The following is a 25,365-nucleotide window of genomic DNA, read 5'->3' as shown; positions in this document are numbered from 1 at the left end:
AAATATGACCATCCGGTTTTGGACAACAGATGATCTACCGCAATTGGTTGGATTGATGACGCAACTTGGTTATCCGGCAAGCGAGGACGTCTTACGCGAACGATTTTCGCGGATCACTCGTCATCCGGATTATGAATTGCTTGTGTTAGAAGACGACGATATTCTTCTCGGCTGCGTCGGTCTGTTTCAGGCGCAAGCGTTCGAGCATGATACGACCTATGTCCGAATCGTCGCGTTTGTCGTCAACGCGAAACATCGTCGGCAGGGAATTGGACGCCGTTTGATCCGAGCAGCGGAAGACTGGGCGCACGCAAGAGGAGCAACTGCCGTCTTGCTGAACAGTGGTAATCGACCAGAACGCGAAGCAGCCCATCACTTTTACCAAGCAATGGGCTACGGCGTAACGAGCACGAGTTATTCGAAATCACTCGCTTCATCGTGATTTACGGAAACCATGGAAAGCACGAAATTCTTGTTGTTCATAAAAGGAAGCAGCTTGACGAGTTGCCAGGAGATCGATCCGCGTCGGATAGGTGAGTTGCAAGTGATCGAGTAACTGTTGTCCGTATCCTTGCATGCGCGCCTCGTGACTGACGAGAAGCTCACAGACGTATGTCGTCACGAAACCGTCCGTCAAAGCACGGACATAAGCAAGGACTTGTCCGCCAGACTCGAGGACGTAAGCGGCATTCGCATTGATCCATGCATGGCGCGTCCGCTCTTTCTCAGCGACGAGATCCTGCCAGCCTTCTTGTTCGTTCAAGCGATGAATCTGATCAAAATCTTCAGGTTGGAAACGGCGAATCTGTTCAGTCATAGACGAGTCTCCTTTGGAATAATATTTTGTAACGGAAGCGGCAACTGACGCCAGTCCGAAAATTGCGTGGCGGTCAACGCAATATCGCCCGTGCGCTTCCAAATCGCCTTCATACCGAGTGCGCGTGCCGGTAAGATATCGTGATCGTAATTGTCATTAACAAACAGCACCTCTTCTGGACGAACACTTAAACGTTCTGTCACACGTAAGAAAAACGCCGGATCCGGTTTACGTAAGCCTTCTTGTTCCGAGATTCCGATCTGCGTAAAGGCAGAAGTGAGTCCAATCGCGTCAAGGACGGCACGTTGAAACAATGTCCTACCGTTCGAGAGCAAACCAATCGGTAGCTCGAGCGGTAATTGCGCAAAAAAGGTCGTAACGCCAGGGAAGCTCTGTGCGAAGGTCGGGTAACGCGTCACGTAGTCGTGTAGCAGTACTTCAATAGAAATCGACAACTGGAAGAGCCGAATCATCTCTGCATAGAAGACGTCCTTCCAGACCCGGCCGCCTTGATCAAGCTCTAAGAAGACGCTGACATATTCGTCTAGCGCAATAGGCGAGATTTGAGCTGAAAAACGCTCATATTGGTTCTCGAGAAAGGAGGGAAGAGACCCGCTCCGGTCATGTAACGTCTCGTCTAAATCAAACAATAGCGCACGAATCAAGATCAACAACACCTTTCATACTATAGAGGAGTGATTTCATTGGAACGAATGATTCAGCAACAAGAGAAACAAGTGACGTACTACGATGACGGTTCGACAGGTCGACCGTTGTTAGTGTTACCATCACTCGGTGGAACGTATCAGGACTGGGCGGACATTTTAACGAAACTAACACCGGACTATCGCGTCGTCAGCTTTCATCCGCACGAATGGTCAGACGATTACATGGACGGAACGACCGGTATCTTACGTCAAATCGACCAGTTCCTCAGCGCAACGAATATCACGACCCCAGTCACACTCGTCGGACATTCTTACGGCGGTCTCGTCGCACAAGCTTTCGCCTTGCGACATCCGGAGCGTGTAGCTGGACTCGTCCTCGTAGATGCGACATCCGTTGACTTAGCAGAACTTGATCAGCTCGATACACCGACGCTCGATCAAGAAGGAAATGACGCCGTCTGGATCGAACGATTCGCGGAATTAGCGACAGCAACCGACCTTCGCGATCGATTCCCGGATGGTGACGCCCGTACGGACTGGAACCCCGCGTACTATCAGGCGATGCATTCGATCATTTCAAAGTGGAAGAGTGATGCGAAGGCGCTTCAGCCACTCATGCGTGACCTTGGGTTCCCGCTGACCGTTCTCGGTCGGGATAAAACGAACTCGATCCAGACGATGATAGCAGCCGGTTTTCCGGAAGATGAACTCGAACGAATGGAAAATAAATGGCAGGATTTAATACAGCGACAGGCGAATCTATCCTATCAGGCGAACGTGACGTTCGTTCCGGGTGCATCACACCTGATGCATCGCGATCGTCCGGACGTCATCGTAAACGCGATTTTGACACTACATCAACCGAAGGAGTTTACCGTATGACACGCTTGTACGTATTACATGGGTTAATGGGAACGGCAGCGACACACTTTGCGCCACAATTATCCGCTCTAGCGGATGATTTTACGTTCATTCCGATCGATCTACCTGGTCACGGAATGACGACGGAACCGGCAACGGAGGATTACTTACAACAAGCAACACGTGCCATCCGCGAACGGATGGCACAGGAAGGTCCAGGATGGATTCTCGGGTTGTCGCTCGGCGCGACGCTTGCGATGCAACTGGCGCTCGACCCACCGGACGAACTCGAAGGGGTATGTATCACGGGTTTTTCACCATTCATTCCTAAAGCGATGGAACCGCTGATGCGCGAACAACGAGAGTTTTTCCTTAATATCGATCAGCAAGCACCGGAAATTGCCGACCAATTTGAACAGTTGCATGGTCCTGCCTGGAAAACGACAGCACGGGCAGTCCTCGATTTGATGACGTTCCGTTTCCCGGCACTGACGGAAACGATGTTGCAGTCGATCACCTTGCCGGTCGTCATCCTAAACGGGACGAATGAAGACTATGAAGTTGACGCAGCCGCTTTCGTTGCGGAACACGTGCCGAACGTCATCGTCTTACCGGTCGAGGAAGCCGGGCATACGGCAAATCTCGATCAACCAGAACGCTTCAATGCCTTACTGCTTCAAGCGCATCAATCCATGCTGACGACTTAAGCGTTTTTTCATCTTCTCTTGATACATCTGCTCATCTGCCTCATGCAGGACGTCGTTGACACGGCGTCCTGTTGTCGTATGTACGGCGCCGATTGCGAGCCCGATTTCGTGTGTCGCGAACGTCGAGCGGACGTGTTCGACGAATCCCTCGAACAGCTCAATCGACGGACTCTCATCGATCAAGACGAATTCATCACCACCGATCCGGTAACCATGATCTGTTAAGCGGCGGATACAAAGTCCAGTTTGTTCAAGCAAGGCGTCACCGACCGCGTGACCGAACCGGTCGTTAAGCTCCTTTAGTTCATTCAAGTCAAGCAGGATCAATCCATACGTCGTCTTCTCTTGATCGAGATTGCGGACAGCCTCGTTGAAGGCATGGCGATTCCCTAAACCAGTCAAGGCATCGATACGGTATTGATCGAGTAATGCCTGTTGTGATTTCAACTGCTCGTCAATGTTACGGATCACCCCTTGGATGGCAACGATCTGTCCATTTTCGCGAATCGGCGTCGCATATTCTTCGAACCAGACGTACGTCCCGTCATTTGTCCGCCAGCGTTGCCGGAACGGTTGATCGTAGTCACAGTCGCCCGAAATCTTCGACATCAAGACTTCGATGTCTTCCGGATGAATCCTTGCAAAACACTGATCCGGATCCATATAGCTGGCTGCTGCCACTCCCTTGCCGATATGGTCATCGAGGGATGGACTGATATATCGGAATCGATATTCCGGTTGGACTTCAAACACATAGAAGATATCTTTACACAATGCAATCGTATCCGGCTGTTGCTGGCGGAATAACCGGAAACTGAGCAACATTAAAAGACTACCCATAATCAATCCCAATACAAATATGACGTCCACCTCCTGTACTCAACGTCCATCATATCATGATTGGGTATTATTTCCTATAATTGTAAAAAACCGCTTCGTTTGGACTACGAAGCGGTTTTTTGGTTTATTCCAATTCAAGTAAGACACGGAATCCACGGCTCGCATAATAGGAGTCCGCTCCGTTGTGATAGGTGAATGTCGTCTCATAACGACGATCTCCGAACAAAGCGCCACCTTTTTGACGAATCATGTCTGGTGTTGCGAGCCAACTGGAGGTCTTTTCGTCAAAAGAAAACTGTGTCTGAAGTTCTTGATATTGTTCTGGTGTCAACAGGTGGAGTTCGAGTGCTTCAATCATTGACTCGACACTAGCTTTGGGCGCATTTTTCTTTCGACCGAGTCGAGCGACTTCGTCAAAACAGACGCTCCGTCGACCAGCTGGACTCTCTTTGACAGTATCGATGATGACGAATCGTCCATCAAGGTTTACGACATTCGGTTCTCCTCCTGTTTGTTCCATCCAAGCGAGTGCTGATCGTTTTAAAGGTGTCAGGCGTGACTCGACCTCAATATACGAAAGACCATCGTGGTAATCAGGTGTAGCTTCAAAGCGATCACGGAACACCGTTAATTGTTCATCCATCGATAAAACCTCACTTTCTTATTCTCTTTTTTTATTATTCTATGAATTCGCTCTCATTGCAATTGTACATAGACTGAATAAGTCAATCTGAAGATAATTGACAAATGAAATCGAACTACCTACACTAATTGTACATATTTGGTTTCTGTCACGATCGCGTGTACAGGAATAACATTCAGGAGAGGAGCCAACCGTATGCGCTGGATCAGTTATGCAGCTGTTGTGACGATTCTTTCGTTCTTAGCGTTCACGGCGTATTCGTTCCTGACAACGATTGATTTTGAGATCGTCTATCAGTTCGGGACGTTTGCGATGACGTTATCCTATTTTATCTTTGGATTACCGATGTTATGGATTGTCCGACATTATCCATTGACCCTTCGGTTGCTTATCTACGTGACGACGAGTAGCGTCGTTCTGTTTTTGTTCATTGGTCTATATGAAGTGTGGCACGAAGCATCGCTGTCTCCACTACCACCAATCGGTAGCATGATTCAGTTCACGACTCTTGCATGTATATTGTTCGTCTTACCGTATGAGATCGTCTATCGTAAAAATTTCGTTTCTATTCAACCGAGAGTTTCCTGACAGTATTCTTATTCCATAAGAGTACTGTTTTTTTATTTCCTTTCATTTAGAAGGAATTACCAATCTATTCTTGAATAGTACGTTATCACGAACAATGGAGGGGTACATATGGAAGGAACATTTCAATGCAAACAGATGGGAAAATCATTTTCAGGAGACGGTGTCGAGACACATGCGTTACAAGACATCGACGTGACACTTGAAGCGGGAGACTTCATTTCGATCATCGGACCATCGGGTTCTGGAAAATCAACGTTACTCAGTCTAATCGGCACGCTCGATCGACCGACGAGCGGGGAGTTGCATTATGACGGGAAACCAATCAACAAATTGAACAGTAAAGAATTATCAGACTTTCGCTTCGAAAACATCGGTTTCATCTTCCAGCAGTTTCATTTAATTCCGACGCTGACGGCGCTTGAAAATGTCATGGCGCCACTGTTCGGTCGGAAAGTACCGTATGATAAAAAAGAACGCGCCGAGCAGTTACTCGCGCAAGTCGGTCTCGCCGATAAAGCAGGCAGTTTGCCGTCGCAACTTTCCGGTGGACAACAACAACGGGTCGCCGTTGCCCGAGCACTCGTTCATGAACCGAAATGGTTGCTTGCCGATGAGCCAACAGGGAACCTCGATACAGATACGGGAGAAATCATCTTCAATCTTTTACGGTCATTAAACGAAGAGAAAGGGTGTGGCGTCTTGTTTGTCACCCACGACCCGGCACTTGCGGAACGAGCGAATCGAACGATCGAGATGCGAGACGGCGTTATTATCGAAGATCGTCTCGTCCGTGTCTGAGCCTCGTTTTTGAACTCCGTTCCTCCACCCTTTACACTTAAGAGGGTAGAGGAGGAATGCGTGATGCGACTAGGAATACTGGATCAAGTACCATTGCATGAGGGCGATACGGTCGAAGCGACGATGGAAGCGACGGAACGACTCATCTTAGAAGCCGAGCGACTCGGTTACGAACGGTACTGGTTCGCAGAACACCATAATACGAACGGTTTGCTCAGTGCATCACCGGAGTTGTTCATTGCCCGAATGGGTGCGCAGACTTCAAAAATCAAACTTGGTTCAGGTGGCGTGTTGTTACCGCAATATCATCCGCTAAAAGTTGCCGAGAGTTTTGCAACACTCGATGCCTTTTATCCGGGACGGATCGAACTTGGGATCGGCAATTCTCCGGGTGGAAGTGAGCGGACACGACTTGCTTTGACAGATGGTGAAAAAAATCGGGCAGCTGAGTTTAGTCGACTCGTTCAGGAAACGGCTGGCTTCTTGACAGATAGTCTATCGAATCGACACCCATACCGGATCGTCAAGACGACACCGCGTGATCGGCAAGCGTCTCCAATCTCAATCCTTGGTCTGTCGCCACGTAGTGCGCATATTGCTGCAGAACAAGACCGTGGTCTCGTTTTTGGTCACTTCATCAATCCGGATCGTTGGGAAGAGACACTGTCCACTTATCGTGAGGCAGGAGGAACAGACGTCATCGTCTGCGTTTTCGTCATCTGTGCCCCGACGCAAGAAGAAGCAGAACGTCTCGCTCGAACTCAAGATGCCTGGATTCAAGGCGTTCGACTCGGCAATTCAATCGTTCCGTCGTTTGCCTCGACTGAAGCAAAAATCTGGAATGACGTTCAAGCGGAACGGATCCGTAAAGATCGACGGCGAGCGATTGTCGGTACACCGGACGTTGTTGCGCAGGAGCTTGAAGCATTAGCAACGCGTTATCAAACAGATCAGTTTTTACTCATCAACAATGCCTTTGATCAAGAAAAGCGATTGCGGTCGTACCAGCTCATCGCGGAGCGACTTCTTTAAACAGAACAGGACCCCTCATTAGCTGTTTTGCAAATGAGGGGTCCTGTCTACACATCTACATTCAATTAACGTTGCGCTGTCGGACGAATTAAGATCTCGTTGACCGCGACATCTTCTGGTTCGTTGACAGCATAGGCGATAGCACGCGCAATCGCGCTCGCATCAATGGCTTTCAAGTCACCAATTCCTTGTTTGATCTCTTCATCCGAGATATGGTCCTTCAATTCCGTATCGACCGCTCCCGGTGAGATGATTGTTGCACGGATGTGGTTGTCGACCGATTCTTCCTTACGAAGACCTTCCGTGATGGCGCGCACCGCGAATTTCGTACCGCTGTAGACGGCGCTCGACGGCATGACTTCATGACCGGCGACGGAAGAGATGTTGATGACATGTCCGCTTTTTTGTTCGCGCATATACGGTAGGACTGCTCCAATTCCATGGAGGACGCCTTTAATGTTGACGTCGACCATCGTATTCCATTCGTCCTGCTGATTCTTATGGAGGTGCGATAGTGGCATCAATCCAGCGTTGTTGACGATGACATCAACAGAACCAAACTTGTCTTTCGCAAGTTTTGCGAGCGTATCAACTTGTTCACGATCGGTAACATCCGTCACTTGATAAACGGCTTGACCACCTTCCGCTTCAACCGCTTTGACAAGCTCTTGCAAACGATCTTCCCGGCGTGCAGCAAGAACGAGTTTTGCTCCTTGTTTCGCAAGTTCTTTCGCGGTTGCTTCCCCGATACCGCTTGATGCCCCGGTAATGATGACGACTTTATCTTGAATCATCTGAACTCCTCCTTCTGAATAACGTACTCCTTGAGAGATATTGCCGCTTTTGTTGAATTAAAAACATCACGTAGGAGGTTTGTCTATGAAACGTTTTCTATTTATTGGATTGATTGTGATTGTGATTGCAGTCGGATGGTTTTTTTCACTTGATCCATTTCGACATCAACCACCAGAACCTACCGTGACAATCGAAGACCGTGAAATAAAGGTATATAGAGGTACCTATAGTTGGTCAGGGATGTTTCGCGGAGAAACAGCTGATGCGAAGGCCGAAGCGGTCGATTTAGTAAAAAGTGATCCGAGTACGCGAGCAAATCCTGAAGATCGATTGACGATTCGTTTTGAAGATGGACCAGCTCCGAAGTCCGTCGCGATTGTCTTATGGTCGGTCAAAGATCATAAAGAGATGAAAACATATAAGAAGGTTGAACGGATTACCGTCCCTTCGACTCCTGGAAAGTATGTCTATCAGATTAAAGCCGATTGGAAAGAAGGTGATGGCGATTTTGCCTTTCCGATTGATGTAAAATGAATAATGAACAAAAACATATTGACAGGATATATGTTTAGTGATAAATAAATCGAATGCTGACCTCTTCTTAAGTTGGAAGAGGTTTTTTTCGTGAAATATAGTAAATAAAGCACTAGTTTCGACTTATTAAGTCTGAATAATCAGAATATATGAACATTTGAATGAAAGTGTATTTAAATGTTTCGGGTTCTAATGAACGGGAATAAACACACCATACACATAATATTTCATGTGTTGAATCACCTAGGTGAACGAAGTCAATAATCGTAAAGGAGAGGTGCAGATGAATGGGTTCAATCGATTCTTACTCGTTATCATAGGCATACTCGGACTAATCAGTGTCGGGCTGCTTGTGCTCGGTGTGTATGATGTTCCACGGCTTAGTTCATTAATTGAGCAGTGGCAGGATCAGCAATGGTATAGCTATACCGTTCTATCCATTGGAGGATTTTTAGCATTCGTATTCGTCATTCTATTATTCACAGGATTATTTAGCCGCTCGAAAGGTCAACGACTGTTGATTCAAACGGGTGACGGAACGATCACGATTTCGAAGGAGACGATCGAACGGACGGCTTTAGAGTCGATTCGTGGAATCGGTGGTGTACGGACACCGCGTGTCCATGCCGATATCCATTCGAAAAAAGAGACGGTCGCTTTAAAAGTCGACTGCTCGGTCTTCGGACAAGAGGGACTGCCGACGATTGCGAAGGATATTCAAGAACGCGCTAAACAAGCTGTCGAATCCTTACTTGAGTTGCCAGTATCGAGTACGAAAGTCACGATCAGTGACACGAAAACGAAAACATCGGAACGTGTCGTCTAAAGGAGGAGAGGGAACATGAAGCCAAGAGAAGCACTCTATCCGTATCGGTTCCGACTGATCGGAGGACTTGCCGGTCTGATCCTCGCCATCTTATTCCTGACGATTGGCTTTGGTCCGACAATCCTTATCGTTGCCTTCGCAGCAATTGGATTTTTAATTGGAAAATGGCGCGATGGTGCGCTCGACATTGAAGGGTGGATTCAGTTCTTTCAACGGGACTGATTCATATATAACTTACTAAACATTTAAAAGGAGAGATTTCAAATGGCAAACGAAGTAAACCCAACTACTGAAAACGAAGTGGTACGCGAGAATAAATTGACGTTCGAAGATCAAGTCATCAAAAAAATTGCTGGGATCGCGTCGAACGAAGTGACAGGCATCTTGTCAATGAGTGGTGGATTCATGAGTGGACTGACGGATCGTCTCCGGAGCACGGAAGACATCACAAAAGGAATTGGTGCCGAAGTGGGTGAACGTCAAGTTGCACTCGATTTGAAAGTCATCGTCGAATACGGCAAAAATATTCCGTCGATCTTCCAAGAGACAGTCGCTAAAATCAAAAAATCAATCAGTGACATGACAGGTCTTGAAGTCGTTGAAGTCAACATGCATGTCGAGGACGTCATGACGCGTGCCGAGTTCGAAGCGAAAAATAAATCGAACAACGAACAAGAAGAAAAAAACCGCGAACTGCAATAAGCAAGTCGAAAGACCCGACAAACTCGTCGGGTCTTTTTTTATGTGTGTAAAAAATGACGTAATTTTCAAAAGTAGCGGATGGATGAGGTACGATAGCCACAGTAATAATTATTGTTTGAGAAGGGGATGTATCTTTGAAACAAAACGATCCGTATTATATCTGTCCCGTATGTGGATTTGATAAACTCGAGGGTCCGCCATATTATGAACACTTTGCGGGGAGTAACGAAATTTGTCCATGTTGTGGTTTCGAGTTCGGTGTGGATGATTTCGACTGCGCGGAAATAGACATGGAACAGTTGTCAGATGAAGAAATCGTTAGACAAGCACATGAAATTTATCGACAAAACTGGATTGATAGTCACTTTAGATTATTTGATCCAAGTATATTCCAAGCATCGTTGAAAATCGGACGGCGACTACGTGCTGAAGTCGCGATGAACCAATTACAACGAACTAGCTATAGGACCTGACGAAACTCGTCGGGTCTTTTTTTCATGGAATCGACATGACGTTTGATACATTTGATGATGAGAACGGGAATAGATTAGTATCATGATAGACGAAAGGATGATTCAAGATGCGACTAACAGGAAAAACGATCATCGTCACCGGAGCCGGCTCAGGAATGGGTGAAGCCATGGCAAAATTGTTTGCACAAGAAGGCGCACGAATCGTCGCAGCGGACATTCGGTTGGAAACCGTTGAACGGGTCGTCTCTGACATCAAGGAAGCGGGCGGAGAAGCGATGGCTGTTGCGAGTGATATCTCACAACAAAAGGCAGCAGGACAACTCATCAAACAAGCAATCGACGCTTTCGGTAAACTGGACGTTCTCGTCAATAATGCCGGGATCATGGACGGGATGGAGGGCGTGGCAGACATCTCAGATGAACGTTGGGATCATATCCTTGCAGTCAATACGACAGGAACGATGCGTCTGATGCGCGAAGCGGTCAAACACTTTAAAGAAGTCGGAGGTGGCGTGATTCTGAACAACATCTCGATTGGCGGTCTGAACGGTGCCCGAGCAGGAGCAGCCTATACGGCTTCCAAACATGCCGTCATCGGTCTGACGAAGAATACCGCCTTCTTTTATGCCGGAGATGGTATTCGCTGTAACGGAATCGCACCTGGCGCTGTCGAGACGAACATCGGACAATCGATGTCGAACCTGAATGAATTCGGGATGGGGCGCGCGATGCTTGGCATGGGTCTCAATCCACGAGCCGGTCAGCCGAATGAAATCGCAAATTTGGCATTATTTCTCGTGTCCGACGAGGCGAGTTTCATCAACGGGGCAATCGTCGTCGCAGATGGGGGATGGAGTGCGTATTAAATTGAATACTTTATTTACTAGATTTTAATTTAAAATAGCAGGAACTTGTCGATATAAGGGATAATATGACAATAGGTAAATCATGACCTTAGTTTGAATCCAGGGAGGAATCGGCATGTCGATGCGTGAGCAAGTAACACAGGTCACCGACACACAAGTCATCCGGGCAATCGAACAAAATCTAGCCATCATTCGTTTTGACGATCGACGCAAAGTCGCTTACGTAAATGAGTTGTTTGCCCGGACGATGGGGTACGAAGTGGAAGAGTTAATCGGTAAATACCATCGTGATCTCTGTTTTCCGGCTTTCGTTAATAGTCCAGAGTACGAGTTGTTTTGGCGAAAATTGATGCAAGGCATCACGTATCAGGATAAGATTGAACGCCGGGCTGCTGACGGACAACAGAAGTGGCTCGAAGCGACATATATGCCGATTTACTCGGATGACGGACGTCGGGTCGTCGGGGTCTCGAAAATTGCATCGGACATCACGATTCGCCAGCAGGACGTTTTACGAATGGCGGCCGAACTCAACGAGACATCAGCCTTCTTGACGGTCAAATCGGAAAGTGGTCGACAAGACGGTTTGAACGTTCTTGCGACTGTCCAACAAATCGAGTCGGAATCCGTCGAGAACTTATCGAGTCTTGTCGCCTTGCGTAAAGATGCAAACTCGATCACTGACATCGTCAAGACGATCCGTGAAATTGCCGCGCAGACGAATCTACTCGCCTTGAATGCGGCCATTGAGGCAGCACGTGCTGGAGAACATGGACGCGGATTCGATGTCGTCGCGACCGAAGTCCGAAACCTGTCGAATAAAGTCTCGCATTCGATCGGAGAAATCAAGGAGAATATCGAAGGGATCGTTGAGCGGATCAAGGAGGTCTCGCACAGTATCGAACGGATTTCAAGCAAGGTAAAGGACAGTACCGGTCAGCTTGAACATACGGTGAGTGAGTTCGATCAGTTGGCTGATTCTGCGAAACAACTGGAGCATCAGGCAAAACAATTCGTCGATGTCTTATGAACGAGTGACACTATTTAAATAGACTTAAGAAGTCAGACCCTAGGTCCGGCTTCTTTTTATGCATTTACAAAAAAATATGGCAAACAATTAGCAATGCAATGCTGTTATAGAGGTAGAAAAAGAATACGAAAAGATCGCAAATAAAGAAAATATCACACTATTTATTTCACTTACCAAATTTACTCTTGTAATTTTAAATACAACATGAAGTTTAATCTATACAATTGGTTCATGCTACTAAAACCATAGTGTTTAGAAAAAGAGTTTGATATCCTTAGGGCTTACATACCTTGTATGTTCGAAAATTACTTTGAAGGGATGTGAACCAATGATTTTTGAACCAACTACTACATCATTTGTCTTACATATGAAGGTCCAACTAGTATGGTGAGTACTCAACCGAACCACAAAACGTTTTGGTTACTTGCCTATCCGCTCATTCTCTCAAGTATTGCGACACCGTTGCTTGGTGTGACCGATACCGTCGTCATCGGTCAATCGGGTGATCCGCGCGCGATCGGTGGCATTGCTGTTGGTGCCGTCTTCTTCAATACAATCTACTGGTTGTTCGGCTTTTTAAAAGTCAGTACGACAGGATTCAGTGCTCAGGCAAGCGGCGCGAATGACGCCCATGCCTTACGGATTTCGCTCTACCGACCGCTGTTCCTAGCAGCTTGTATCGGTTTGCTCATTTTGTTATTCCGCCAGCCGCTTGAACAGATTGGACTCTATTTACTTGCGCCACCCGCTGATTTGCTGGATGCAGTCAAGACATACATCTCGTACCGGATGATTGGCGCACCGTTCGTCTTGATGGGTTATGCGTTACTTGGCTGGTTAATCGGAACGGGACAAGTTAAACATGCTTTATTCGTCCAATTATTCAGTATCGGGGTCAACGTCGTACTCGATATTGGATTCGTCTACGGATTGAACACCGGTGTTGCTGGAATTGCGCTTGCGACCGTCATCGCGGAAATCAGCATTGTCGCCTGCAGTCTCTATCTGATTCGGAGTCATTTGTCGATGACGCGCGACGAACTGCGTGCCTTGACGGATTGGCACGCCTACCGTCAATTCTTTCGTGTCAATCGAGATTTATTCATTCGAACGATTTTCCTGTTACTCGTTACCGGCTGGTTTACACGAGCGGGAGGACAATTCGGACCAGATATCCTTGCAGCCAATGCGATCCTACTGCAGATTCAGTATCTAATCTCCTATTGGTTCGGTGGACTCGGTCATGCGTCAACCGTTCTTGTCGGTCGGGCGAGAGGGCATCAAGATCAGGAAGCATACCGGACGAGTGTCCGTTTGGCACGGACGTTCGGATTCTACTCAGTCGTGTTCTGGTCACTTGTGCTCCTATTCCTTGAAACACCGCTGCTTCAGTTGTTCACTTCAGAAGAAGCGATCCTAGACGCGGCGCGCGACTATTATCTCTGGATCATCATCCTACCGCTGATTGCCGGGTGGGCGATGATTTACGAAGGAATCTTTGCTGGTCGTGTCGAGGCAACTCCAGTCCGGAACTCGATGATTCAAGCAGGGATCGGTTTTGCGATTGTGCTGCTGTCGACATCAAGTTTTGACAATCAAGGAGTCTGGGCAGCATTTCTGACGTTCTTTTTAATCCGCTCCTTATCGTTGATCCTCGTAGAAGCGAAACAATGAATAACCCGAAATTCCCTCATGCAGATGAAGGAACTTCGGGTTATTTGTCGTCGATCGCTAAAGGGCGGACGAATAGGGCATTCAAGTGATGGACAAGGACATGACGTAATCGTTCTTTCGGGAGACGTTCTGGTCGAAACAGCGCATGAAAGGCTAATCCATCAACGAGTGCTGCGAGACGTTCGCTCTCAAGCTCGATGTCTATATCTGCTCGGAACGTACCGTCCGGAATCCGTGTCAGTAATACCAGACACATGTGGTAAATGTCGTCTGGATTCTCTGTTGATTGAGACGCATATGCAGACATCATGAATTGGAACCAGACCTGCATCTCAAGCTGATGCTCAGGTGCATACGGCAAGACTTCGAGTAAGACGTTGCATAACGTCTCTTCTGGTGTTCCTCCTCTCTCGAAAATGGTTGTAATGCGTTCTTGGACCCGTTCTTGAACGAGTTGCATCGAGAAACGGAGCAATTCTTCTTGGGTCGTGAAGTAATACCGTAAGGCACCAAGGGACAGACCTGCTTCCTTGGCGATCGTCCGGACGCTAGCTTGTTCGATACCGACATTAGAAATCGTACGCCACGTTGCTTTTGCGATGAGGCGTTTTCGTTCTTCGTGATTGACTTGTTTTGGCATACATTAAGTATATCAGCTTTTTTAGCACGAATGTATTAAAAAGACTAGTCAAGTGACGAATGTGATGTTATCTTTATAATACAGTCGTATTAAAAAAGGAGAGGATCACGATGCAACTCGTCGCTTGGGCAATCGTTTGTTGTGAAATTCTATTTTGGGTATTCATCGTCGCAGGACTGATCGTGCGTTATGGATTCAGGCGAGAGAAGCTCGGTTTTCGATTGATGGCGATGTCACCAGTGATTGATATCGTCTTACTGGTCTTAACAGTGTTGGACTTAAGTCGCGGTAGCACAGCAACGCTTGCACACGGACTTGCTGCGATTTACATCGGCGTATCGCTCGCATTCGGGAAGCAGATGATTTCTTGGGCGGATGGGGTGTATCGCCGGGTGATCCTCAAGGAACAAGTAGCAAAAGAACGCATATCGCGTGCGCGACGGGAACGCAACGGATTCTATCGGCACATCCTGGCATTCTTGATTGGTGGTGCCTTACTCGGAGCAATGATACTCTGGCTCGGAAATACCGAACAAACCGAAAGCCTCTTGCGGACGTTACAATTGTGGGGACTCGTTCTTGTGATCGATGGCGTCATCTCGATGAGTTATACCGTTTTTCCAGCTCGCTCTAAATAAAAACGAACCTTGGCTGTCAGCGGTCGACAGTGAAGGTTCGTTCCCGAATCGTATTCGTATGTACTTCTTTCCGGGCGTCGATTGAATCCCGAATGTGGATGATGTAGCGACGTCCTTTTTTATATCCAGTACGCGGTGGTTTAATCCGGATTTCTTTGCCGTCTAGGACTTCAATCTCCGTTTGCATCCGCTCACCATTTGAATCCGTCACGGTAACCGTACGGTTTGAGACCTGTTCCTTGCGTAGTCCTTTCGCGTATTCGATATCGAAAGTATGATACGAGGAGATGGAGCGGGCACGTGATTTGAAGTGTGGCTCGTCCGTTCGTTCATCGAGAGTGCAGTAGCAACCCGTGAACAAGAGGCTCGCCGAGAGGAGTATCGAAAATAGATGTTTCACGAAAACGCTCCTTTATGTATTTGGTAATTTTAGTATAAGACAAATTTTAGGTTACGACAATCCTTCTTGAGACCGAGTCGTTGATATCTATTAAAAGCGAACAGGTCCGTGCTATAATCGACCGAGAGAAAGGAAGCGATACACCATGCCAATACAACCAGACCAACGTGAGATCATCGTCTCGATTCGGACGAGTTATGACTTTAAAGCTGATACCGGACGCGCAATCCGTGTCATTGAGTTTCACGGACGCCGGACGACACTGTTCGATACGTTCGAAGCGTCGTCACCAAAACGAATGATTTTGATCGAGATGATCCGCGCCGTCCAATCTTTCAAGGAACCCTTCCACATCATCTTCAACGTCGAGTGTAACTTCGGCTTCAAGTATTTGACGGATCAGCGGAAATGGGAAAACCGGGACGTCGGGAATACGTTCCTCGACTTGATTGAACAAGGCGGTCATACGTATGAATTACGGGATTGTTCGTTCTATGAAGGCGGTAAAGCCCTCCAAAAATGGCTCGGCAACACATTAAAGCAAAATAGCTGACAAAAAAGGCTGATTCCATAATGGAGTCAGCCTTTGTCCGTTGCATCGATCGTCTCGCTTTCGAGATATCGGTATAACGTACTTTTACTAATACCGGTCTGTTCTCGGATATCAGCGAGCGAATACTCTTTGCTTTGATACATCGCAATCGCGCGGCGGACATTTTCATCGGGTTTCCGCGGTCGACCGGTCTGTTTTCCTTGCTCTTTTGCTTTTGAGAGTCCGGCACGCGTTGACATGCTGATGACATCACTTTGCAACTGGACCAGGTGGCGGACCGTTTCTAGGAACGACAAGGATGCCCGTTCGCTCGTGCGAATGTGTTCGCGGAGCGACCACAGCGTCGCGCCACGCATCTCCATTTGTTCGAGCATCTCAATCAAGTGCCGCGTCGAGTCTGCTAGGACGTAGAGATGCGTGACGATGACTTCGTCTCCCGCTTGCAGCGCCTCAAGCATCTGTTCAAGTTCCATTCGGCGTTTGGCCGAATCATGGGTCTCAACGACACGTGCCGTCACATCAATCTGATCCGCCTCTGCTTGTTGCGCAGAACAGTCAGGATCATCCGGATAGGGTCTCATATAGAAATATTGCATGGATAGAGCTCCTCTCTGTCGATCACGATCGACGTCAGTTCCTCATCAGTATACCGTATTCTCACCTTCGTGCCGCAGAAAACCGAAAACATGCCTTTCTTCTCATGTTCGGATCGACTAATTTGTGGTAAATTGAGTGGAAGTAAGTTTCTCGGACTCATCCTTATACCATTCATTCTTTTTAAATGAGGTGCTCACCATGAACAAAGAAGATCATCAACTCGCCCGTCAGCTCTTGACGACCTATTTCATCGGCACACAACTAGCGACGGTCCATGTCGCAGGCTACGTCACGCTCGAATTCATCAATTTGTTCGATACGACAGCGCCTGAACTGCGACTTCGGATCGAGACGGACCGTCTATTTTATGGCGATGTCGAGACGACACAGAATTGGGTCGTTCGCCATGCGACAAAGGAAGAGATGCTACACTTGATCGTCTCACTGCACGCGGAACGGATCACCGGTGTCCGGATCGGCAAGACGGCACCACACTTATTCTTGACCTTCAGTAACGGACAAACGCTTGTCCTGAACGGGTCGGATACATATTACGAATCGTGGGCGATCGATATCGGTCTCACGCCACACCGAGCCGACGCGACGATCGTTGCCGTACCGGGTGACGAACTAGCTGTCTTCTCCGGGATTGGTGAACAAGTTGAAGACTAAGTGGACACGCATGGAGTGGTGTGATTGGATCATGCCGCTCGTCGCGTCACGTTATCCGGATCATTGTGCCGTCTTACTTGCCGGCAGTCACACGCGAGGACAAGCGACCGCACAATCAGATGTCGATTTAATCATCTTTGAAGCAAGTCGACGACGGGCATACCGGGAATCGTTTACCTATGACGGTGTCCCGATCGAAGCATTCGTCCATTCCTTTGAGACGATCGCGCATTTTTTCGAGAGTGACCGGGAACGTGGTCGCCCGTCCCTGCAACGCATGATTGCTGACAGCTGGACGATCGAGGATCATCCACACCTTGCCTCTATCCGCAAGGAAGCCGTTCAACAATTGGCGGAAGGACCTGTTGCGTGGTCGAATCCGGAACAACAACGCGCGCGTTATTTTTTAAGTGACTTGCTCGACGACTTCGAGAGTGTGACGAACCGCGCAGAAGGTCTAGCGATTGCGTCACGTTTATATGAACAGAGCATCGAATTCGTCCTTCGTGCCAATCAACGCTACATCGGACAAGGGAAGTGGACAATCCGTGCTCTTGCGGAGTTTGACGAAGAATATGCCAGTCGACACACAAGAGCTTTTGAGTCGTATTATCAGTCGAATGACCGCCGAGTCGTCATCGCGTTAGTCGACGATTATCTCGCACCGTTTGGCGGGCGTTATTTTGACGGCTTTATGCTCGGAAAAAGATAACAAGCATACATAAAGAGACACGTTTTCGGTCGATGATCCGAAAACGTGTCTCTTTATCGTTCGCTTCTGTTTAACGCCAATGGGACGGACGGAGCAAACGCGGCGGTAACTGTGTTGCGGCATTGCCGATTGCGGCATTGATTTGTGCTTGTGTCAAAAAGAGCGCGTCTGTCAGATCGGCGTCTTTGACGTTACAGTCTCGCAGATCAGCTCCGAGAAAGTTGACACCGCACAAACGGCTATTCGACAAGTTCGTCGCCAGCAACCACTGGTTCTGAACGCTGGCACCTGAAAAATCTCGTCCTTGTAGCTGTTTTCCGACCCAGTCGCGTGGTGTCTGGTCGCGTCTTCCGCTATACTGAACTTGAACACGAGAAGCGATCATTCCAAGGAGGGGTCGGACGGTTTGACGGATTGACATCAGGTCAAGCCGTGCAAATTGATCCGCCGGTAAGGCAGCGTATCGGGTCAACGCGGCAAGCATCTCATCGAGTTGATTGTGAATGTCACGCGTGACATCGCGTTTTCCGTCCGTTACGTACCACATCATCTCAAACAAGTGAACCATCTTCGGGAAAGCAGCATAAATCGCTTGGTGTCGCTTTGGTGCATCATCGCCTTGGAACGTCTGCTGTGACAAATGTTGGCCGGCACCAAAACAATCATAGACGGTACAACCTTTGTAGCCGCTATCGCGTAACCGGTCATGGATGCGGCAACTGTAATCCGCATCAAGATTGCGACACGGTGTCGCTTCCGGTTTATCATGACCGAAATCACTGGATTTTGAAAAAGCAAGTGCCGTACAACATAAACCAAAACACTTCGTACAATCAATCTGGAATGTGGGTTCCATCGCATTCACCTCCACTACTACTATAGCAAGAAAGGAGTCCGGATATGCTGCAATTTCAACTCAATGAAAATGAAGACGGACAAGATTGGATCAGACAACAGGTGCGACGCTATAACGTCGAGACTTCGCCGTTTCATGCCAAAAAACGGTTAAATGGAATACAAGCCGTCACATTACTTGCGATGCGAAACGATCAACCGATCGGTGGCATCACGGGAGAGGCGTACTGGGGCTGGTTACATATTGAATGGTTCATTGTCGTCGAGGAGGAGCGGGGAAGTGGACTCGGCATGACGTTATTTCATCGATTGGAAACATGGGCACGAGAAGCAGGAATCAACAGAATCCGTGTCGAGACGTTCTCGTTTCAAGCGCTCTCGTTTTATGAACGACAGGGATTCATCGAAGTCGGACGAATCGATGATTATCCACCGGGTGCTAGCTATCACCTGCTCGTCAAGCAGGTCGACCGATGAAACGCCGACTCCTTTTTATCTTAGTGATTGGATTAGTACTCGGAGCATTGACGGGGATGTACCAGCGTCCCGAGACCCCTTCCTTCACGGCAAAAACGGTCACGAAGTTATATAAACAGATGACGAACACATCGATCGAAGCGCGTGATGTCTACTTCGTCGAACGATTGTCTGAACATTATGCCGTCGCATATCTTGAAGCGAAACATGATCGCTTGTTTCTGCTCCTGCAACAAACCGATGAGGCACAACGGATCGATCGAATCATTCGTGCCAAGCAGACGACGGAGGCGGATTGGTTCGAGGGACGGTTGCTTGCGACACCGGAAGGTCGGTATCTCGTCGCCTACGGCATGAATGGCTCAAAACAAATGAAAACGATTCGGTTCGAGCCGTATAAGACGACGGCTGATGGGGAAGTACCATTACGTCCGATGCAGCGCTCGTTAACCGTCGCAGGTCAGGAACGTTTCCATACCGTCCAACCGTTACCGGACGCCTTCCCGCATTCGCTCTACTTTGAAATGATCGCGACGCGTATGGATGGAAAAGAGATGATCCAACGCTTGACGTCATTAAGCGAAAACGCATCCGCGTTTTCTATGACCCGTGACTTTTAGTATACTGAAGACGAAAAAAGGGGGAAAAGAACATGTGGATCGTCATGAATCAGCTACACGTCGTGAAGGGCGCAGCAGATCAAGTCGCAGCGCGTTTTAAGACGACGAAGGGAATCGAACGGATGGAGGGTTTCCACCGGATGCAAGTCCTCGTCGATATTAGTCAGGAAGAAGAAGACATCGTCACGATCATGACGACATGGTCGAATCAAGCGGCGTTTCATGCATGGCAGGAGAGTCAAGCGTATAAAGGGGTTCACCATAAGCGGGATAACGGGACGTCCGAAGTCAAACCGCTCGTCATCTCAAATACCGTCACGGAATATGCGATCGTCGCCGACCATAGCGCAGCAACAGAATAAACACAAGACCCCTGAGAGGATTCTTCTCGGGGGTCTTGTGTGTAATAATACATTAGATTGTTTTACCGTAATCTGGGTATATTCTAACAAACTAGATGAAACGAGGTGGCATCGCATGGTCTATCGTAAACCTGTCGTCTCTAGCCTATCCGTCCTCGGTGGTATGATCCTGCTCTTGGGTTTCTTGACGAGCGGTGGCTTCATTTATCTCTACTTCTTCGTCTTACTGTTTGCTTGCGTCTCCTTCTTACGTGAACCGTTGACACGTAAAGAGTGGTTGCAAGAGGGGATCGCCTTCATCTTCTGGTGTTCCTTGATTTATTTACTACAACACTTCGTCTTCATGACATAAGTCATTTTTCATACTGCTCGAATAAAGGGAGAATGATGTCACGACCCGTTGCTGATAAGTGAATCGACACGTCACGCTTTGGATCCTTTAAGTAGATGTCAGTCTTTTTGACGCGTTTATCAAGATAGACTTCGTACTGTTGACCAGTCACGCCTTTTCGGAACGTCAAGTATTTCCACTTCGCCCTCTTGCCTCGTACATCAGTCTGTTCACTCGTCTTGATCGCTTTTTTTAATTTCCCGGATTCATCACTCGTCATCATGATCATGTTTTCCCAATCAATATCTTTTTCCGAAAAATGACTTCCTCGATCATCTTCTTCAAAACGGATATGCGAAAATTGTTTTTGATGGAACAGTGTTTCGCTTTGATTTTCTGCAATGTCGTCGTCTGTTGTTCGATCCGGTCCTTCGACTTGGAGTTCAGTCGGTTGTTGCATCGTATGGAGAATCGATAATTCGTAGCGGAATTCGCGTCCGTTTTTCTCCGTTGCGATGACCGTTCCATAATGCTCCGGCGTGCCGTCACCCGGAACGAATCGGACCTTTCCTGGTTGTTTCATTGAATGGATCGGGTGTTCTGCACGGCGTCCACCATACAACTGCGGTATACGAACCGAAACGTCGTATGTCGAATCGTATTGTTGATTGTAGACGAGATAGAGATTGACATCACGGGTGAACGGTGTCAGAGAATTCGCGTACGTAAAAGTCGTCGTCCGTGCCTCTTTTTTTGTGATATCCGTTGCCTCGATGACGAGGTAACCTGATCCTGGAAGTTCTAATGTTCGAGAAGAATGGTCTGCGATCTTCTCATCAGGATTGAACCAGTCGTCTTTTTTTAATACAACAGGCTTCATGCTAAAGTTCTTCCGTTGTGGAGTCAGAGTAGTCTTCTTGAAGATGTCTTCTTTCTTTGGTAACGGATAATATCCACCTTTAAACGATGTCTGACAATATAAATACGTCTTTTTCCCAGCTTTCACGTAACGAACGGTTTGACTTTCATAATCTTCGAACGGATTCGTCATCATGACGGAATATATGTTACCGACAGCGTAATTGACGGGTGCATCGCTCGCTTTAGATGCGCATGTTTTTTGAATGACGGTTCGCTCTTTAGCTGACAAAGTGCGAGATTCTTTTTCGTTGAATTGCCCTCCATCATACATTTGTGATAAGTAATCCCATTTAAAATTCGGGGCGTCACTTTGGCAACCGCTTAATGCTAGCGTCGCTCCAAGTGTTAGTCCGATCCAGTACCGTTTGTTCATTGATTGAGCACCTCACTAAGTGCTTCACTTGTCGTACCTGACAGCTTCGCACCTTTCTTTGATCCAAGTTTGACAACATAGATTTCAAGCTTTTTAGCTCGTTTGCGTTCGAATAGTTCAAACGTTTGACTTTTTCCTTTGCGGATCAAGGTCAATTTTTTCTGTTTCAGCTTTGTTCCTTGTGGCTCCATCACGTCGGTTTCTTTTAATTCTTGAGCCATTTTTTTTGCTAGTTTATCCGGAATGGCCGAGATGAATTTAAAATCGCTATCGACGAGCTGCTTTGGTGAGTCGTGAATGTAGCCGACATATGTGGTTGATGATGCATCAAGAAAGCCATATTTGTAATTCGCAGGTTTTTTGTAGGTCTGATTGAGACGCATATATAGCGATGTTTCTTGAACGATTTTGCCTTCTTCTTTCTTCCGAACAGTCGCAAAAGGAACCGTCTGTCCCACTGAAAGTGTAGCAGGAAGTTGCTTTCGCTCGATTTGATATGATTGCCCGATTACGTGGTCTTGAATGACGGATGGAACCCCAATACGATCACCACTGGTCATGAGTTCGATCGATGTGTGCTGCAAACCACTATTCGGAATGACACGAAAAGCTAAATTCAATTCGGAATCGGCTCGAGACTCGGTCGTCTCGAAGAGTGTTTGTTCCTTATCCTTATTTTTATCTTTCATGAAGAGAACGAATTGTCCTTCCGGTGGTAAGGACAGCTGGTAGGACGGGAAGAGGTAATGTCCCATCTCTTTCGATTGCTTACTTTCTTCATTCTCCTGTTTTTGCTGATCCATTACTTTTTTTGGGACAGGTTTAAAGCGAACGACTGTCGATTTAGTTGTAACCGGTTGTTTCGACCAATCGACGAATGGATAATCACTGCGCTTGATTTGGTGGACCGCATAATCCGCATGGCGAATCGGCTGACACGCCAAATAGTCCTTTTTTTCGTCTGACAGGAAACGGACGTGTTGGAACTCGCGCCCTTGGACACTCGGAGGCAGAAAGTATAAATCAAATCCTTCGTGTTGCACATATCGATCAGGTAAGTGCGTCATATCAGGTTTTTGCTGACAACCTTTCAACAAAGCCGCCGTTTGTTTTTTCGGTAGATCCGGTATCTCTTGAACATCAAAGGTAGTCGAAATACCACCCCAGTAATTGGCATCATATGTAAGATCCAAGTATTGTTCTTTTCCGCACCCAGCAAGAAGAACTGCTCCTGCGAGAATACCAGTATGTATATAGCGTCTCATGAAAAACCTCCTCTATACGATTGTCTGTATTTTACCATATTTTCTATAATAGACAGAATTTTCTATAACGTTTTAATATCAAGATGTTTGACATCCCTTGACTCGGGAATAATAGATGCATGCATGGTCAATCTATTACTATGGGGGTTTTATGATGGGTACATTCATTAAAGCAGTTGATGGCACGAAGATTTACGTTGAGGATGTCGGATCGGGTCAACCGGTCGTCTTTTTACACGGCTGGCCAGCAAACAACAACATGTTCGAGTATCAAAAGAATCTGCTCGTCGAAGAAGGATACCGTTACGTCGGAATCGATTATCGTGGTTATGGCAAATCAGATGCACCGGCAACGGGATATGATTATAAGACGATGGCGTCCGATGTCAATGAAGTCATCGAACAGCTGAAATTAACGAATGTCACGTTGCTTGGCTTCTCGATGGGTGGAGGAATCGCCTTGTCCTATCTCTTGCACTACGGGGACTCAAAAGTCAGTAAGCTCGTTCTTGCGGGAGCTGCGGCACCGGTCTTTACGCAACGTGACGGCTACCCATACGGGATGACGAAAGAAGAGGTCGATGCGTTGATTGCCGATACGAAACAGGATCGTCCGTCGATGCTCAAAGGATTCGGTGAAATCTTCTTTGCGAAGGAACATCCAGAACCGCTTCAACAATGGTTCCATGGTCTTAGCATCGCCGCTTCATCCCACGGAACGATTCAGTCAGCAATCGCCTTGCGTGACGAAGACTTACGTGGAAAACTCGAAAACATCAAAGTCGATACGTTGATCATCCACGGTAAAAAAGACCAAGTCTGTCCGTTCGAGTTTGCGGAAGAAATGCAAAAGGAAATCCCACATGCGCGACTCGAAGTCTTCGAAGAGAGTGGACACGGGATGTTACTTGACGAACAAGAGAAGTTCAACGAGACATTACTGACGTACGTTAAAGGAAATCAAACCGTCTAATCCAACAAGCCATGGACACCCGTCCACGGCTTGTTTTTGTGTATAGGAAAAGTGTGCGCCGGCGCACACTTTTATGAGCGATACTTTCGCATGAACCGTTGATCGATAAAGCGCTTCAGGTACCAACCGAACGGGTGAGTGGAATAATGACGACCATACAGGGAAACGGCATGACGCGGTCCCATCGATAAAATCGTCAAATAGTTCGTTTGCGGACGATAGGTTTGCAGTGCTTCTTCCTTGAGGTATCGTAAAAGGTTCGTAAGTAAAATTGGCGCTTGTCGGACAGCCGTGACACCATTCTTCGGAATGTCGGGGTAGGCGACGAGGGTCGCCGCGTCACCCGCAGCAAACAAACTTGGATGATCGAGTGCTTGTAACTGTTCATTGACGAGTAAAAATCCGTCTTCCGTGAAGAGATTGCTGTCTGTAAACAATGCTGGAGCTTTGGCACCCGTCAAGCGGATGATTGCATCTGACTCGATTGGTGGATGATGCGTAAAGCGGAGTGGTAGTTCGTCATCTATAGGACGTTCCCGGATCCAGTACACTTCGAGTTCTTTTAACCGTCTCGTAATGGCTTCCGCTGCCGGATGACGAGAAAGGATATCTGGATCCGTGATCAATGTGATCGGTACACCCACCGCTTTCAAGGACGCCGCCATCTCGACGGCAGCTGCTCCGCTCCCAATCACGACCGGACGCTTTGCTTGTTGCAGTCGCTTTAATGTATCCGGTAACCGGTAGTTCGGTTTAATCGATAATCGCGTCGTATCTTCCGACCAGTCGAATGAACCGATATTCGTTGAGACGACGTCATAGGTGTAACGTCTGCCGGATGCACCGAAGACGACCTTTTCAACAGGGTCGACTTTGATGACGGTCTCCATGATGAATGGTTTATCATAGGCACGACATAAGGCGGCGACGTCAATACGCATCTCATCCATGTCGTATGTTCCGTCAGCAAGCCCAGAGTACATGCCCGAGTAATATTGGTACGTCGAGGCGTTCAGGACCAGCCACTCGACGTCTTCTGTTGGTCCGTGTGTAATGCAATGCAGGTGAGCGTGACCTGCACCAATCAAGAGGATACGTTTCATGTCGTTCTCCTTCAATCTG

At 47.6% G+C, this 25,365-nt stretch carries 35 protein-coding genes; 23 read left to right on the top strand and 12 right to left on the bottom strand.

Features of this window, described 5'->3' with window-relative positions:
• Positions 1-4 precede the first annotated feature (4 nt).
• Entirely contained in the window at positions 5-442 is a 438-nt protein-coding gene (locus ACN9MT_RS08265; protein ID WP_426271994.1) for a GNAT family N-acetyltransferase, read from the top strand.
• Here ACN9MT_RS08265 and ACN9MT_RS08260 read toward each other — a convergent pair.
• Both ACN9MT_RS08260 and ACN9MT_RS08255 read right to left on the bottom strand, forming a co-directional pair.
• Positions 434-817, bottom strand: a complete 384-nt coding sequence (locus tag ACN9MT_RS08260; protein WP_426271993.1) for a GNAT family N-acetyltransferase — start codon at positions 815-817, stop codon at positions 434-436. The two genes, ACN9MT_RS08265 and ACN9MT_RS08260, sit on opposite strands and share 9 nt — an antisense overlap.
• The gene (locus ACN9MT_RS08255) at positions 814-1,482 is read right to left on the bottom strand and encodes an HAD family hydrolase (protein ID WP_426271992.1); all 669 of its coding nucleotides are present in this window, start codon (positions 1,480-1,482) and stop codon (positions 814-816) included. The genes ACN9MT_RS08260 and ACN9MT_RS08255 overlap by 4 nt, the downstream gene beginning before the upstream one ends.
• Positions 1,483-1,530: 48 nt before the next feature.
• On the opposite strand from ACN9MT_RS08255, the gene ACN9MT_RS08250 reads away from it, so the two are divergent.
• Both ACN9MT_RS08250 and ACN9MT_RS08245 read left to right on the top strand, forming a co-directional pair.
• Positions 1,531-2,367 (top strand): alpha/beta fold hydrolase, encoded by an 837-nt coding sequence (locus ACN9MT_RS08250; RefSeq protein ID WP_426273485.1) that lies wholly within the window; start codon positions 1,531-1,533, stop codon positions 2,365-2,367.
• A complete protein-coding gene (locus tag ACN9MT_RS08245) occupies positions 2,364-3,053 on the top strand; it encodes an alpha/beta fold hydrolase (RefSeq protein WP_426271991.1) in 690 nt (229 codons plus the stop codon). Before ACN9MT_RS08250 ends, ACN9MT_RS08245 begins: the two co-directional genes overlap by 4 nt.
• Here the strand turns inward: ACN9MT_RS08245 and ACN9MT_RS08240 are convergent.
• Together ACN9MT_RS08240 and ACN9MT_RS08235 are read right to left on the bottom strand one after the other, a co-directional pair.
• Positions 3,015-3,905 carry a sensor domain-containing diguanylate cyclase gene (locus tag ACN9MT_RS08240; RefSeq protein WP_426271990.1) on the bottom strand — a complete coding sequence of 297 codons (891 nt, stop codon included), beginning with the start codon at positions 3,903-3,905 and terminating at the stop codon, positions 3,015-3,017. The genes ACN9MT_RS08245 and ACN9MT_RS08240 overlap by 39 nt on opposite strands.
• 112 nt (positions 3,906-4,017) lie before the next feature.
• Positions 4,018-4,536 (bottom strand): DUF4256 domain-containing protein, encoded by a 519-nt coding sequence (locus ACN9MT_RS08235; RefSeq protein ID WP_290758588.1) that lies wholly within the window; start codon positions 4,534-4,536, stop codon positions 4,018-4,020.
• A gap of 195 nt (positions 4,537-4,731) precedes the next feature.
• Here ACN9MT_RS08235 and ACN9MT_RS08230 point away from each other — a divergent pair, with 195 nt between their 5' ends.
• From ACN9MT_RS08230 to ACN9MT_RS08220, 3 genes are all read left to right on the top strand, one after another.
• Positions 4,732-5,124 (top strand): hypothetical protein, encoded by a 393-nt coding sequence (locus ACN9MT_RS08230; RefSeq protein ID WP_290750545.1) that lies wholly within the window; start codon positions 4,732-4,734, stop codon positions 5,122-5,124.
• A 108-nt stretch (positions 5,125-5,232) separates the two neighbouring features.
• Positions 5,233-5,922, top strand: coding sequence for an ABC transporter ATP-binding protein (locus ACN9MT_RS08225; protein ID WP_050677982.1), 690 nt, complete (start codon positions 5,233-5,235; stop codon positions 5,920-5,922).
• A gap of 63 nt (positions 5,923-5,985) precedes the next feature.
• Positions 5,986-6,954 carry an LLM class flavin-dependent oxidoreductase gene (locus ACN9MT_RS08220; RefSeq protein WP_426271989.1) on the top strand — a complete coding sequence of 323 codons (969 nt, stop codon included), beginning with the start codon at positions 5,986-5,988 and terminating at the stop codon, positions 6,952-6,954.
• A gap of 65 nt (positions 6,955-7,019) precedes the next feature.
• Here ACN9MT_RS08220 and ACN9MT_RS08215 read toward each other — a convergent pair whose 3' ends face one another.
• Positions 7,020-7,748, bottom strand: coding sequence for an SDR family oxidoreductase (locus ACN9MT_RS08215; RefSeq protein ID WP_426271988.1), 729 nt, complete (start codon positions 7,746-7,748; stop codon positions 7,020-7,022).
• Positions 7,749-7,833: 85 nt separating this feature from the next.
• On the opposite strand from ACN9MT_RS08215, the gene ACN9MT_RS08210 reads away from it, so the two are divergent.
• The 8 genes from ACN9MT_RS08210 (at position 7,834) to ACN9MT_RS08175 (ending at position 13,854) form a co-directional block, all read left to right on the top strand.
• A complete protein-coding gene (locus tag ACN9MT_RS08210; protein WP_426271987.1) occupies positions 7,834-8,283 on the top strand; it encodes a hypothetical protein in 450 nt (149 codons plus the stop codon).
• A gap of 283 nt (positions 8,284-8,566) precedes the next feature.
• The gene (amaP, locus tag ACN9MT_RS08205; RefSeq protein WP_290758575.1) at positions 8,567-9,109 is read left to right on the top strand and encodes an alkaline shock response membrane anchor protein AmaP; all 543 of its coding nucleotides are present in this window, start codon (positions 8,567-8,569) and stop codon (positions 9,107-9,109) included.
• A gap of 15 nt (positions 9,110-9,124) precedes the next feature.
• Complete coding sequence (locus tag ACN9MT_RS08200; protein ID WP_290758573.1) at positions 9,125-9,331, top strand: DUF2273 domain-containing protein; 207 nt, start codon at positions 9,125-9,127, stop codon at positions 9,329-9,331.
• A gap of 42 nt (positions 9,332-9,373) precedes the next feature.
• Complete coding sequence (locus ACN9MT_RS08195) at positions 9,374-9,811, top strand: Asp23/Gls24 family envelope stress response protein (RefSeq protein ID WP_426271986.1); 438 nt, start codon at positions 9,374-9,376, stop codon at positions 9,809-9,811.
• Positions 9,812-9,945: 134 nt separating this feature from the next.
• Positions 9,946-10,284: a hypothetical protein gene (locus tag ACN9MT_RS08190; protein ID WP_052019016.1), complete on the top strand. Its 339-nt coding sequence runs from the start codon at positions 9,946-9,948 to the stop codon at positions 10,282-10,284.
• 107 nt (positions 10,285-10,391) lie between these two features.
• Positions 10,392-11,150, top strand: a complete 759-nt coding sequence (locus ACN9MT_RS08185) for a glucose 1-dehydrogenase (RefSeq protein ID WP_426271985.1) — start codon at positions 10,392-10,394, stop codon at positions 11,148-11,150.
• A 115-nt stretch (positions 11,151-11,265) separates the two neighbouring features.
• Positions 11,266-12,180 carry a methyl-accepting chemotaxis protein gene (locus ACN9MT_RS08180; protein ID WP_290750521.1) on the top strand — a complete coding sequence of 305 codons (915 nt, stop codon included), beginning with the start codon at positions 11,266-11,268 and terminating at the stop codon, positions 12,178-12,180.
• A gap of 384 nt (positions 12,181-12,564) precedes the next feature.
• The gene (locus tag ACN9MT_RS08175) at positions 12,565-13,854 is read left to right on the top strand and encodes an MATE family efflux transporter (protein ID WP_329468335.1); all 1,290 of its coding nucleotides are present in this window, start codon (positions 12,565-12,567) and stop codon (positions 13,852-13,854) included.
• 40 nt (positions 13,855-13,894) lie between these two features.
• Here the strand turns inward: ACN9MT_RS08175 and ACN9MT_RS08170 are convergent, their stop codons facing one another.
• Positions 13,895-14,494 carry a TetR/AcrR family transcriptional regulator gene (locus tag ACN9MT_RS08170; RefSeq protein ID WP_035407868.1) on the bottom strand — a complete coding sequence of 200 codons (600 nt, stop codon included), beginning with the start codon at positions 14,492-14,494 and terminating at the stop codon, positions 13,895-13,897.
• A gap of 110 nt (positions 14,495-14,604) precedes the next feature.
• On the opposite strand from ACN9MT_RS08170, the gene ACN9MT_RS08165 reads away from it, so the two are divergent.
• Positions 14,605-15,132 carry a hypothetical protein gene (locus ACN9MT_RS08165; protein WP_426271984.1) on the top strand — a complete coding sequence of 176 codons (528 nt, stop codon included), beginning with the start codon at positions 14,605-14,607 and terminating at the stop codon, positions 15,130-15,132.
• 16 nt (positions 15,133-15,148) lie between these two features.
• Here ACN9MT_RS08165 and ACN9MT_RS08160 read toward each other — a convergent pair whose 3' ends face one another.
• Entirely contained in the window at positions 15,149-15,532 is a 384-nt protein-coding gene (locus ACN9MT_RS08160; RefSeq protein ID WP_290758543.1) for a hypothetical protein, read from the bottom strand.
• Between the two features lie 145 nt (positions 15,533-15,677).
• Between ACN9MT_RS08160 and ACN9MT_RS08155 the strand changes: the two genes are divergently transcribed.
• Entirely contained in the window at positions 15,678-16,085 is a 408-nt protein-coding gene (locus tag ACN9MT_RS08155; protein ID WP_426271983.1) for a hypothetical protein, read from the top strand.
• 26 nt (positions 16,086-16,111) lie between these two features.
• Here ACN9MT_RS08155 and ACN9MT_RS08150 read toward each other — a convergent pair whose 3' ends face one another.
• Positions 16,112-16,681 carry a recombinase family protein gene (locus tag ACN9MT_RS08150; RefSeq protein WP_290758540.1) on the bottom strand — a complete coding sequence of 190 codons (570 nt, stop codon included), beginning with the start codon at positions 16,679-16,681 and terminating at the stop codon, positions 16,112-16,114.
• Between the two features lie 199 nt (positions 16,682-16,880).
• On the opposite strand from ACN9MT_RS08150, the gene ACN9MT_RS08145 reads away from it, so the two are divergent.
• Complete coding sequence (locus ACN9MT_RS08145) at positions 16,881-17,354, top strand: hypothetical protein (RefSeq protein WP_290758537.1); 474 nt, start codon at positions 16,881-16,883, stop codon at positions 17,352-17,354.
• Between the two features lie 10 nt (positions 17,355-17,364).
• Entirely contained in the window at positions 17,365-18,066 is a 702-nt protein-coding gene (locus tag ACN9MT_RS08140) for a nucleotidyltransferase domain-containing protein (RefSeq protein ID WP_290758535.1), read from the top strand.
• A gap of 70 nt (positions 18,067-18,136) precedes the next feature.
• Here the strand turns inward: ACN9MT_RS08140 and ACN9MT_RS08135 are convergent, their stop codons facing one another.
• The gene (locus tag ACN9MT_RS08135; protein WP_290758532.1) at positions 18,137-18,922 is read right to left on the bottom strand and encodes a pentapeptide repeat-containing protein; all 786 of its coding nucleotides are present in this window, start codon (positions 18,920-18,922) and stop codon (positions 18,137-18,139) included.
• A gap of 44 nt (positions 18,923-18,966) precedes the next feature.
• Between ACN9MT_RS08135 and ACN9MT_RS08130 the strand changes: the two genes are divergently transcribed.
• The 4 genes from ACN9MT_RS08130 to ACN9MT_RS08115 all read left to right on the top strand — a co-directional run bounded on the left by ACN9MT_RS08130 (position 18,967) and on the right by ACN9MT_RS08115 (position 20,732).
• Positions 18,967-19,398: a GNAT family N-acetyltransferase gene (locus ACN9MT_RS08130; RefSeq protein WP_426271982.1), complete on the top strand. Its 432-nt coding sequence runs from the start codon at positions 18,967-18,969 to the stop codon at positions 19,396-19,398.
• On the top strand, positions 19,395-20,018 hold the full coding sequence (locus ACN9MT_RS08125; RefSeq protein WP_426271981.1) for a hypothetical protein: 624 nt from the start codon (positions 19,395-19,397) through the stop codon (positions 20,016-20,018). Before ACN9MT_RS08130 ends, ACN9MT_RS08125 begins: the two co-directional genes overlap by 4 nt.
• Before the next feature lie 32 nt (positions 20,019-20,050).
• Positions 20,051-20,380: an antibiotic biosynthesis monooxygenase gene (locus ACN9MT_RS08120; protein ID WP_290758523.1), complete on the top strand. Its 330-nt coding sequence runs from the start codon at positions 20,051-20,053 to the stop codon at positions 20,378-20,380.
• Between the two features lie 115 nt (positions 20,381-20,495).
• A complete protein-coding gene (locus ACN9MT_RS08115) occupies positions 20,496-20,732 on the top strand; it encodes a hypothetical protein (protein ID WP_426271980.1) in 237 nt (78 codons plus the stop codon).
• A 1-nt stretch (position 20,733) separates the two neighbouring features.
• Here ACN9MT_RS08115 and ACN9MT_RS08110 read toward each other — a convergent pair whose 3' ends face one another.
• Positions 20,734-22,005 carry a hypothetical protein gene (locus ACN9MT_RS08110; RefSeq protein ID WP_426271979.1) on the bottom strand — a complete coding sequence of 424 codons (1,272 nt, stop codon included), beginning with the start codon at positions 22,003-22,005 and terminating at the stop codon, positions 20,734-20,736.
• Positions 22,002-23,270 (bottom strand): hypothetical protein, encoded by a 1,269-nt coding sequence (locus tag ACN9MT_RS08105; RefSeq protein WP_426271978.1) that lies wholly within the window; start codon positions 23,268-23,270, stop codon positions 22,002-22,004. Before ACN9MT_RS08105 ends, ACN9MT_RS08110 begins: the two co-directional genes overlap by 4 nt.
• A 154-nt stretch (positions 23,271-23,424) precedes the next feature.
• Here ACN9MT_RS08105 and ACN9MT_RS08100 point away from each other — a divergent pair, with 154 nt between their 5' ends.
• Positions 23,425-24,243: an alpha/beta fold hydrolase gene (locus ACN9MT_RS08100; RefSeq protein ID WP_426271977.1), complete on the top strand. Its 819-nt coding sequence runs from the start codon at positions 23,425-23,427 to the stop codon at positions 24,241-24,243.
• Positions 24,244-24,314: 71 nt separating this feature from the next.
• Here ACN9MT_RS08100 and ACN9MT_RS08095 read toward each other — a convergent pair whose 3' ends face one another.
• A complete protein-coding gene (locus ACN9MT_RS08095) occupies positions 24,315-25,346 on the bottom strand; it encodes an NAD(P)/FAD-dependent oxidoreductase (protein WP_426271976.1) in 1,032 nt (343 codons plus the stop codon).
• Positions 25,347-25,365 lie beyond the last annotated feature (19 nt).

Source organism: Exiguobacterium sp. R-17 (assembly GCF_049913315.1).
Classification (GTDB): domain Bacteria; phylum Bacillota; class Bacilli; order Exiguobacteriales; family Exiguobacteriaceae; genus Exiguobacterium_A.
This window is presented reverse-complemented; position numbering and strand designations above follow the sequence as displayed.

Coding starts and splice junctions, on each gene's coding strand:
- ACN9MT_RS08120 (WP_290758523.1), top strand. CDS start 20,051: ATGTGGATCGTCATGAATCAGCTACACGTCGTGAAGGGCGCAGCAGAT.
- ACN9MT_RS08215 (WP_426271988.1), bottom strand. CDS start 7,748: ATGATTCAAGATAAAGTCGTCATCATTACCGGGGCATCAAGCGGTATC.
- ACN9MT_RS08245 (WP_426271991.1), top strand. CDS start 2,364: ATGACACGCTTGTACGTATTACATGGGTTAATGGGAACGGCAGCGACA.
- ACN9MT_RS08105 (WP_426271978.1), bottom strand. CDS start 23,270: ATGAGACGCTATATACATACTGGTATTCTCGCAGGAGCAGTTCTTCTT.
- ACN9MT_RS08200 (WP_290758573.1), top strand. CDS start 9,125: ATGAAGCCAAGAGAAGCACTCTATCCGTATCGGTTCCGACTGATCGGA.
- ACN9MT_RS08250 (WP_426273485.1), top strand. CDS start 1,531: ATGATTCAGCAACAAGAGAAACAAGTGACGTACTACGATGACGGTTCG.
- ACN9MT_RS08110 (WP_426271979.1), bottom strand. CDS start 22,005: ATGAACAAACGGTACTGGATCGGACTAACACTTGGAGCGACGCTAGCA.
- ACN9MT_RS08155 (WP_426271983.1), top strand. CDS start 15,678: ATGCCAATACAACCAGACCAACGTGAGATCATCGTCTCGATTCGGACG.
- ACN9MT_RS08165 (WP_426271984.1), top strand. CDS start 14,605: ATGCAACTCGTCGCTTGGGCAATCGTTTGTTGTGAAATTCTATTTTGG.
- ACN9MT_RS08260 (WP_426271993.1), bottom strand. CDS start 817: ATGACTGAACAGATTCGCCGTTTCCAACCTGAAGATTTTGATCAGATT.
- amaP (WP_290758575.1), top strand. CDS start 8,567: ATGAATGGGTTCAATCGATTCTTACTCGTTATCATAGGCATACTCGGA.
- ACN9MT_RS08185 (WP_426271985.1), top strand. CDS start 10,392: ATGCGACTAACAGGAAAAACGATCATCGTCACCGGAGCCGGCTCAGGA.
- ACN9MT_RS08235 (WP_290758588.1), bottom strand. CDS start 4,536: ATGGATGAACAATTAACGGTGTTCCGTGATCGCTTTGAAGCTACACCT.
- ACN9MT_RS08150 (WP_290758540.1), bottom strand. CDS start 16,681: ATGCAATATTTCTATATGAGACCCTATCCGGATGATCCTGACTGTTCT.
- ACN9MT_RS08135 (WP_290758532.1), bottom strand. CDS start 18,922: ATGGAACCCACATTCCAGATTGATTGTACGAAGTGTTTTGGTTTATGT.
- ACN9MT_RS08130 (WP_426271982.1), top strand. CDS start 18,967: ATGCTGCAATTTCAACTCAATGAAAATGAAGACGGACAAGATTGGATC.
- ACN9MT_RS08140 (WP_290758535.1), top strand. CDS start 17,365: ATGGAGTGGTGTGATTGGATCATGCCGCTCGTCGCGTCACGTTATCCG.
- ACN9MT_RS08125 (WP_426271981.1), top strand. CDS start 19,395: ATGAAACGCCGACTCCTTTTTATCTTAGTGATTGGATTAGTACTCGGA.
- ACN9MT_RS08210 (WP_426271987.1), top strand. CDS start 7,834: ATGAAACGTTTTCTATTTATTGGATTGATTGTGATTGTGATTGCAGTC.
- ACN9MT_RS08180 (WP_290750521.1), top strand. CDS start 11,266: ATGTCGATGCGTGAGCAAGTAACACAGGTCACCGACACACAAGTCATC.
- ACN9MT_RS08230 (WP_290750545.1), top strand. CDS start 4,732: ATGCGCTGGATCAGTTATGCAGCTGTTGTGACGATTCTTTCGTTCTTA.
- ACN9MT_RS08175 (WP_329468335.1), top strand. CDS start 12,565: ATGGTGAGTACTCAACCGAACCACAAAACGTTTTGGTTACTTGCCTAT.
- ACN9MT_RS08115 (WP_426271980.1), top strand. CDS start 20,496: ATGGTCTATCGTAAACCTGTCGTCTCTAGCCTATCCGTCCTCGGTGGT.
- ACN9MT_RS08100 (WP_426271977.1), top strand. CDS start 23,425: ATGGGTACATTCATTAAAGCAGTTGATGGCACGAAGATTTACGTTGAG.
- ACN9MT_RS08225 (WP_050677982.1), top strand. CDS start 5,233: ATGGAAGGAACATTTCAATGCAAACAGATGGGAAAATCATTTTCAGGA.
- ACN9MT_RS08220 (WP_426271989.1), top strand. CDS start 5,986: ATGCGACTAGGAATACTGGATCAAGTACCATTGCATGAGGGCGATACG.
- ACN9MT_RS08170 (WP_035407868.1), bottom strand. CDS start 14,494: ATGCCAAAACAAGTCAATCACGAAGAACGAAAACGCCTCATCGCAAAA.
- ACN9MT_RS08095 (WP_426271976.1), bottom strand. CDS start 25,346: ATGAAACGTATCCTCTTGATTGGTGCAGGTCACGCTCACCTGCATTGC.
- ACN9MT_RS08145 (WP_290758537.1), top strand. CDS start 16,881: ATGAACAAAGAAGATCATCAACTCGCCCGTCAGCTCTTGACGACCTAT.
- ACN9MT_RS08195 (WP_426271986.1), top strand. CDS start 9,374: ATGGCAAACGAAGTAAACCCAACTACTGAAAACGAAGTGGTACGCGAG.
- ACN9MT_RS08265 (WP_426271994.1), top strand. CDS start 5: ATGACCATCCGGTTTTGGACAACAGATGATCTACCGCAATTGGTTGGA.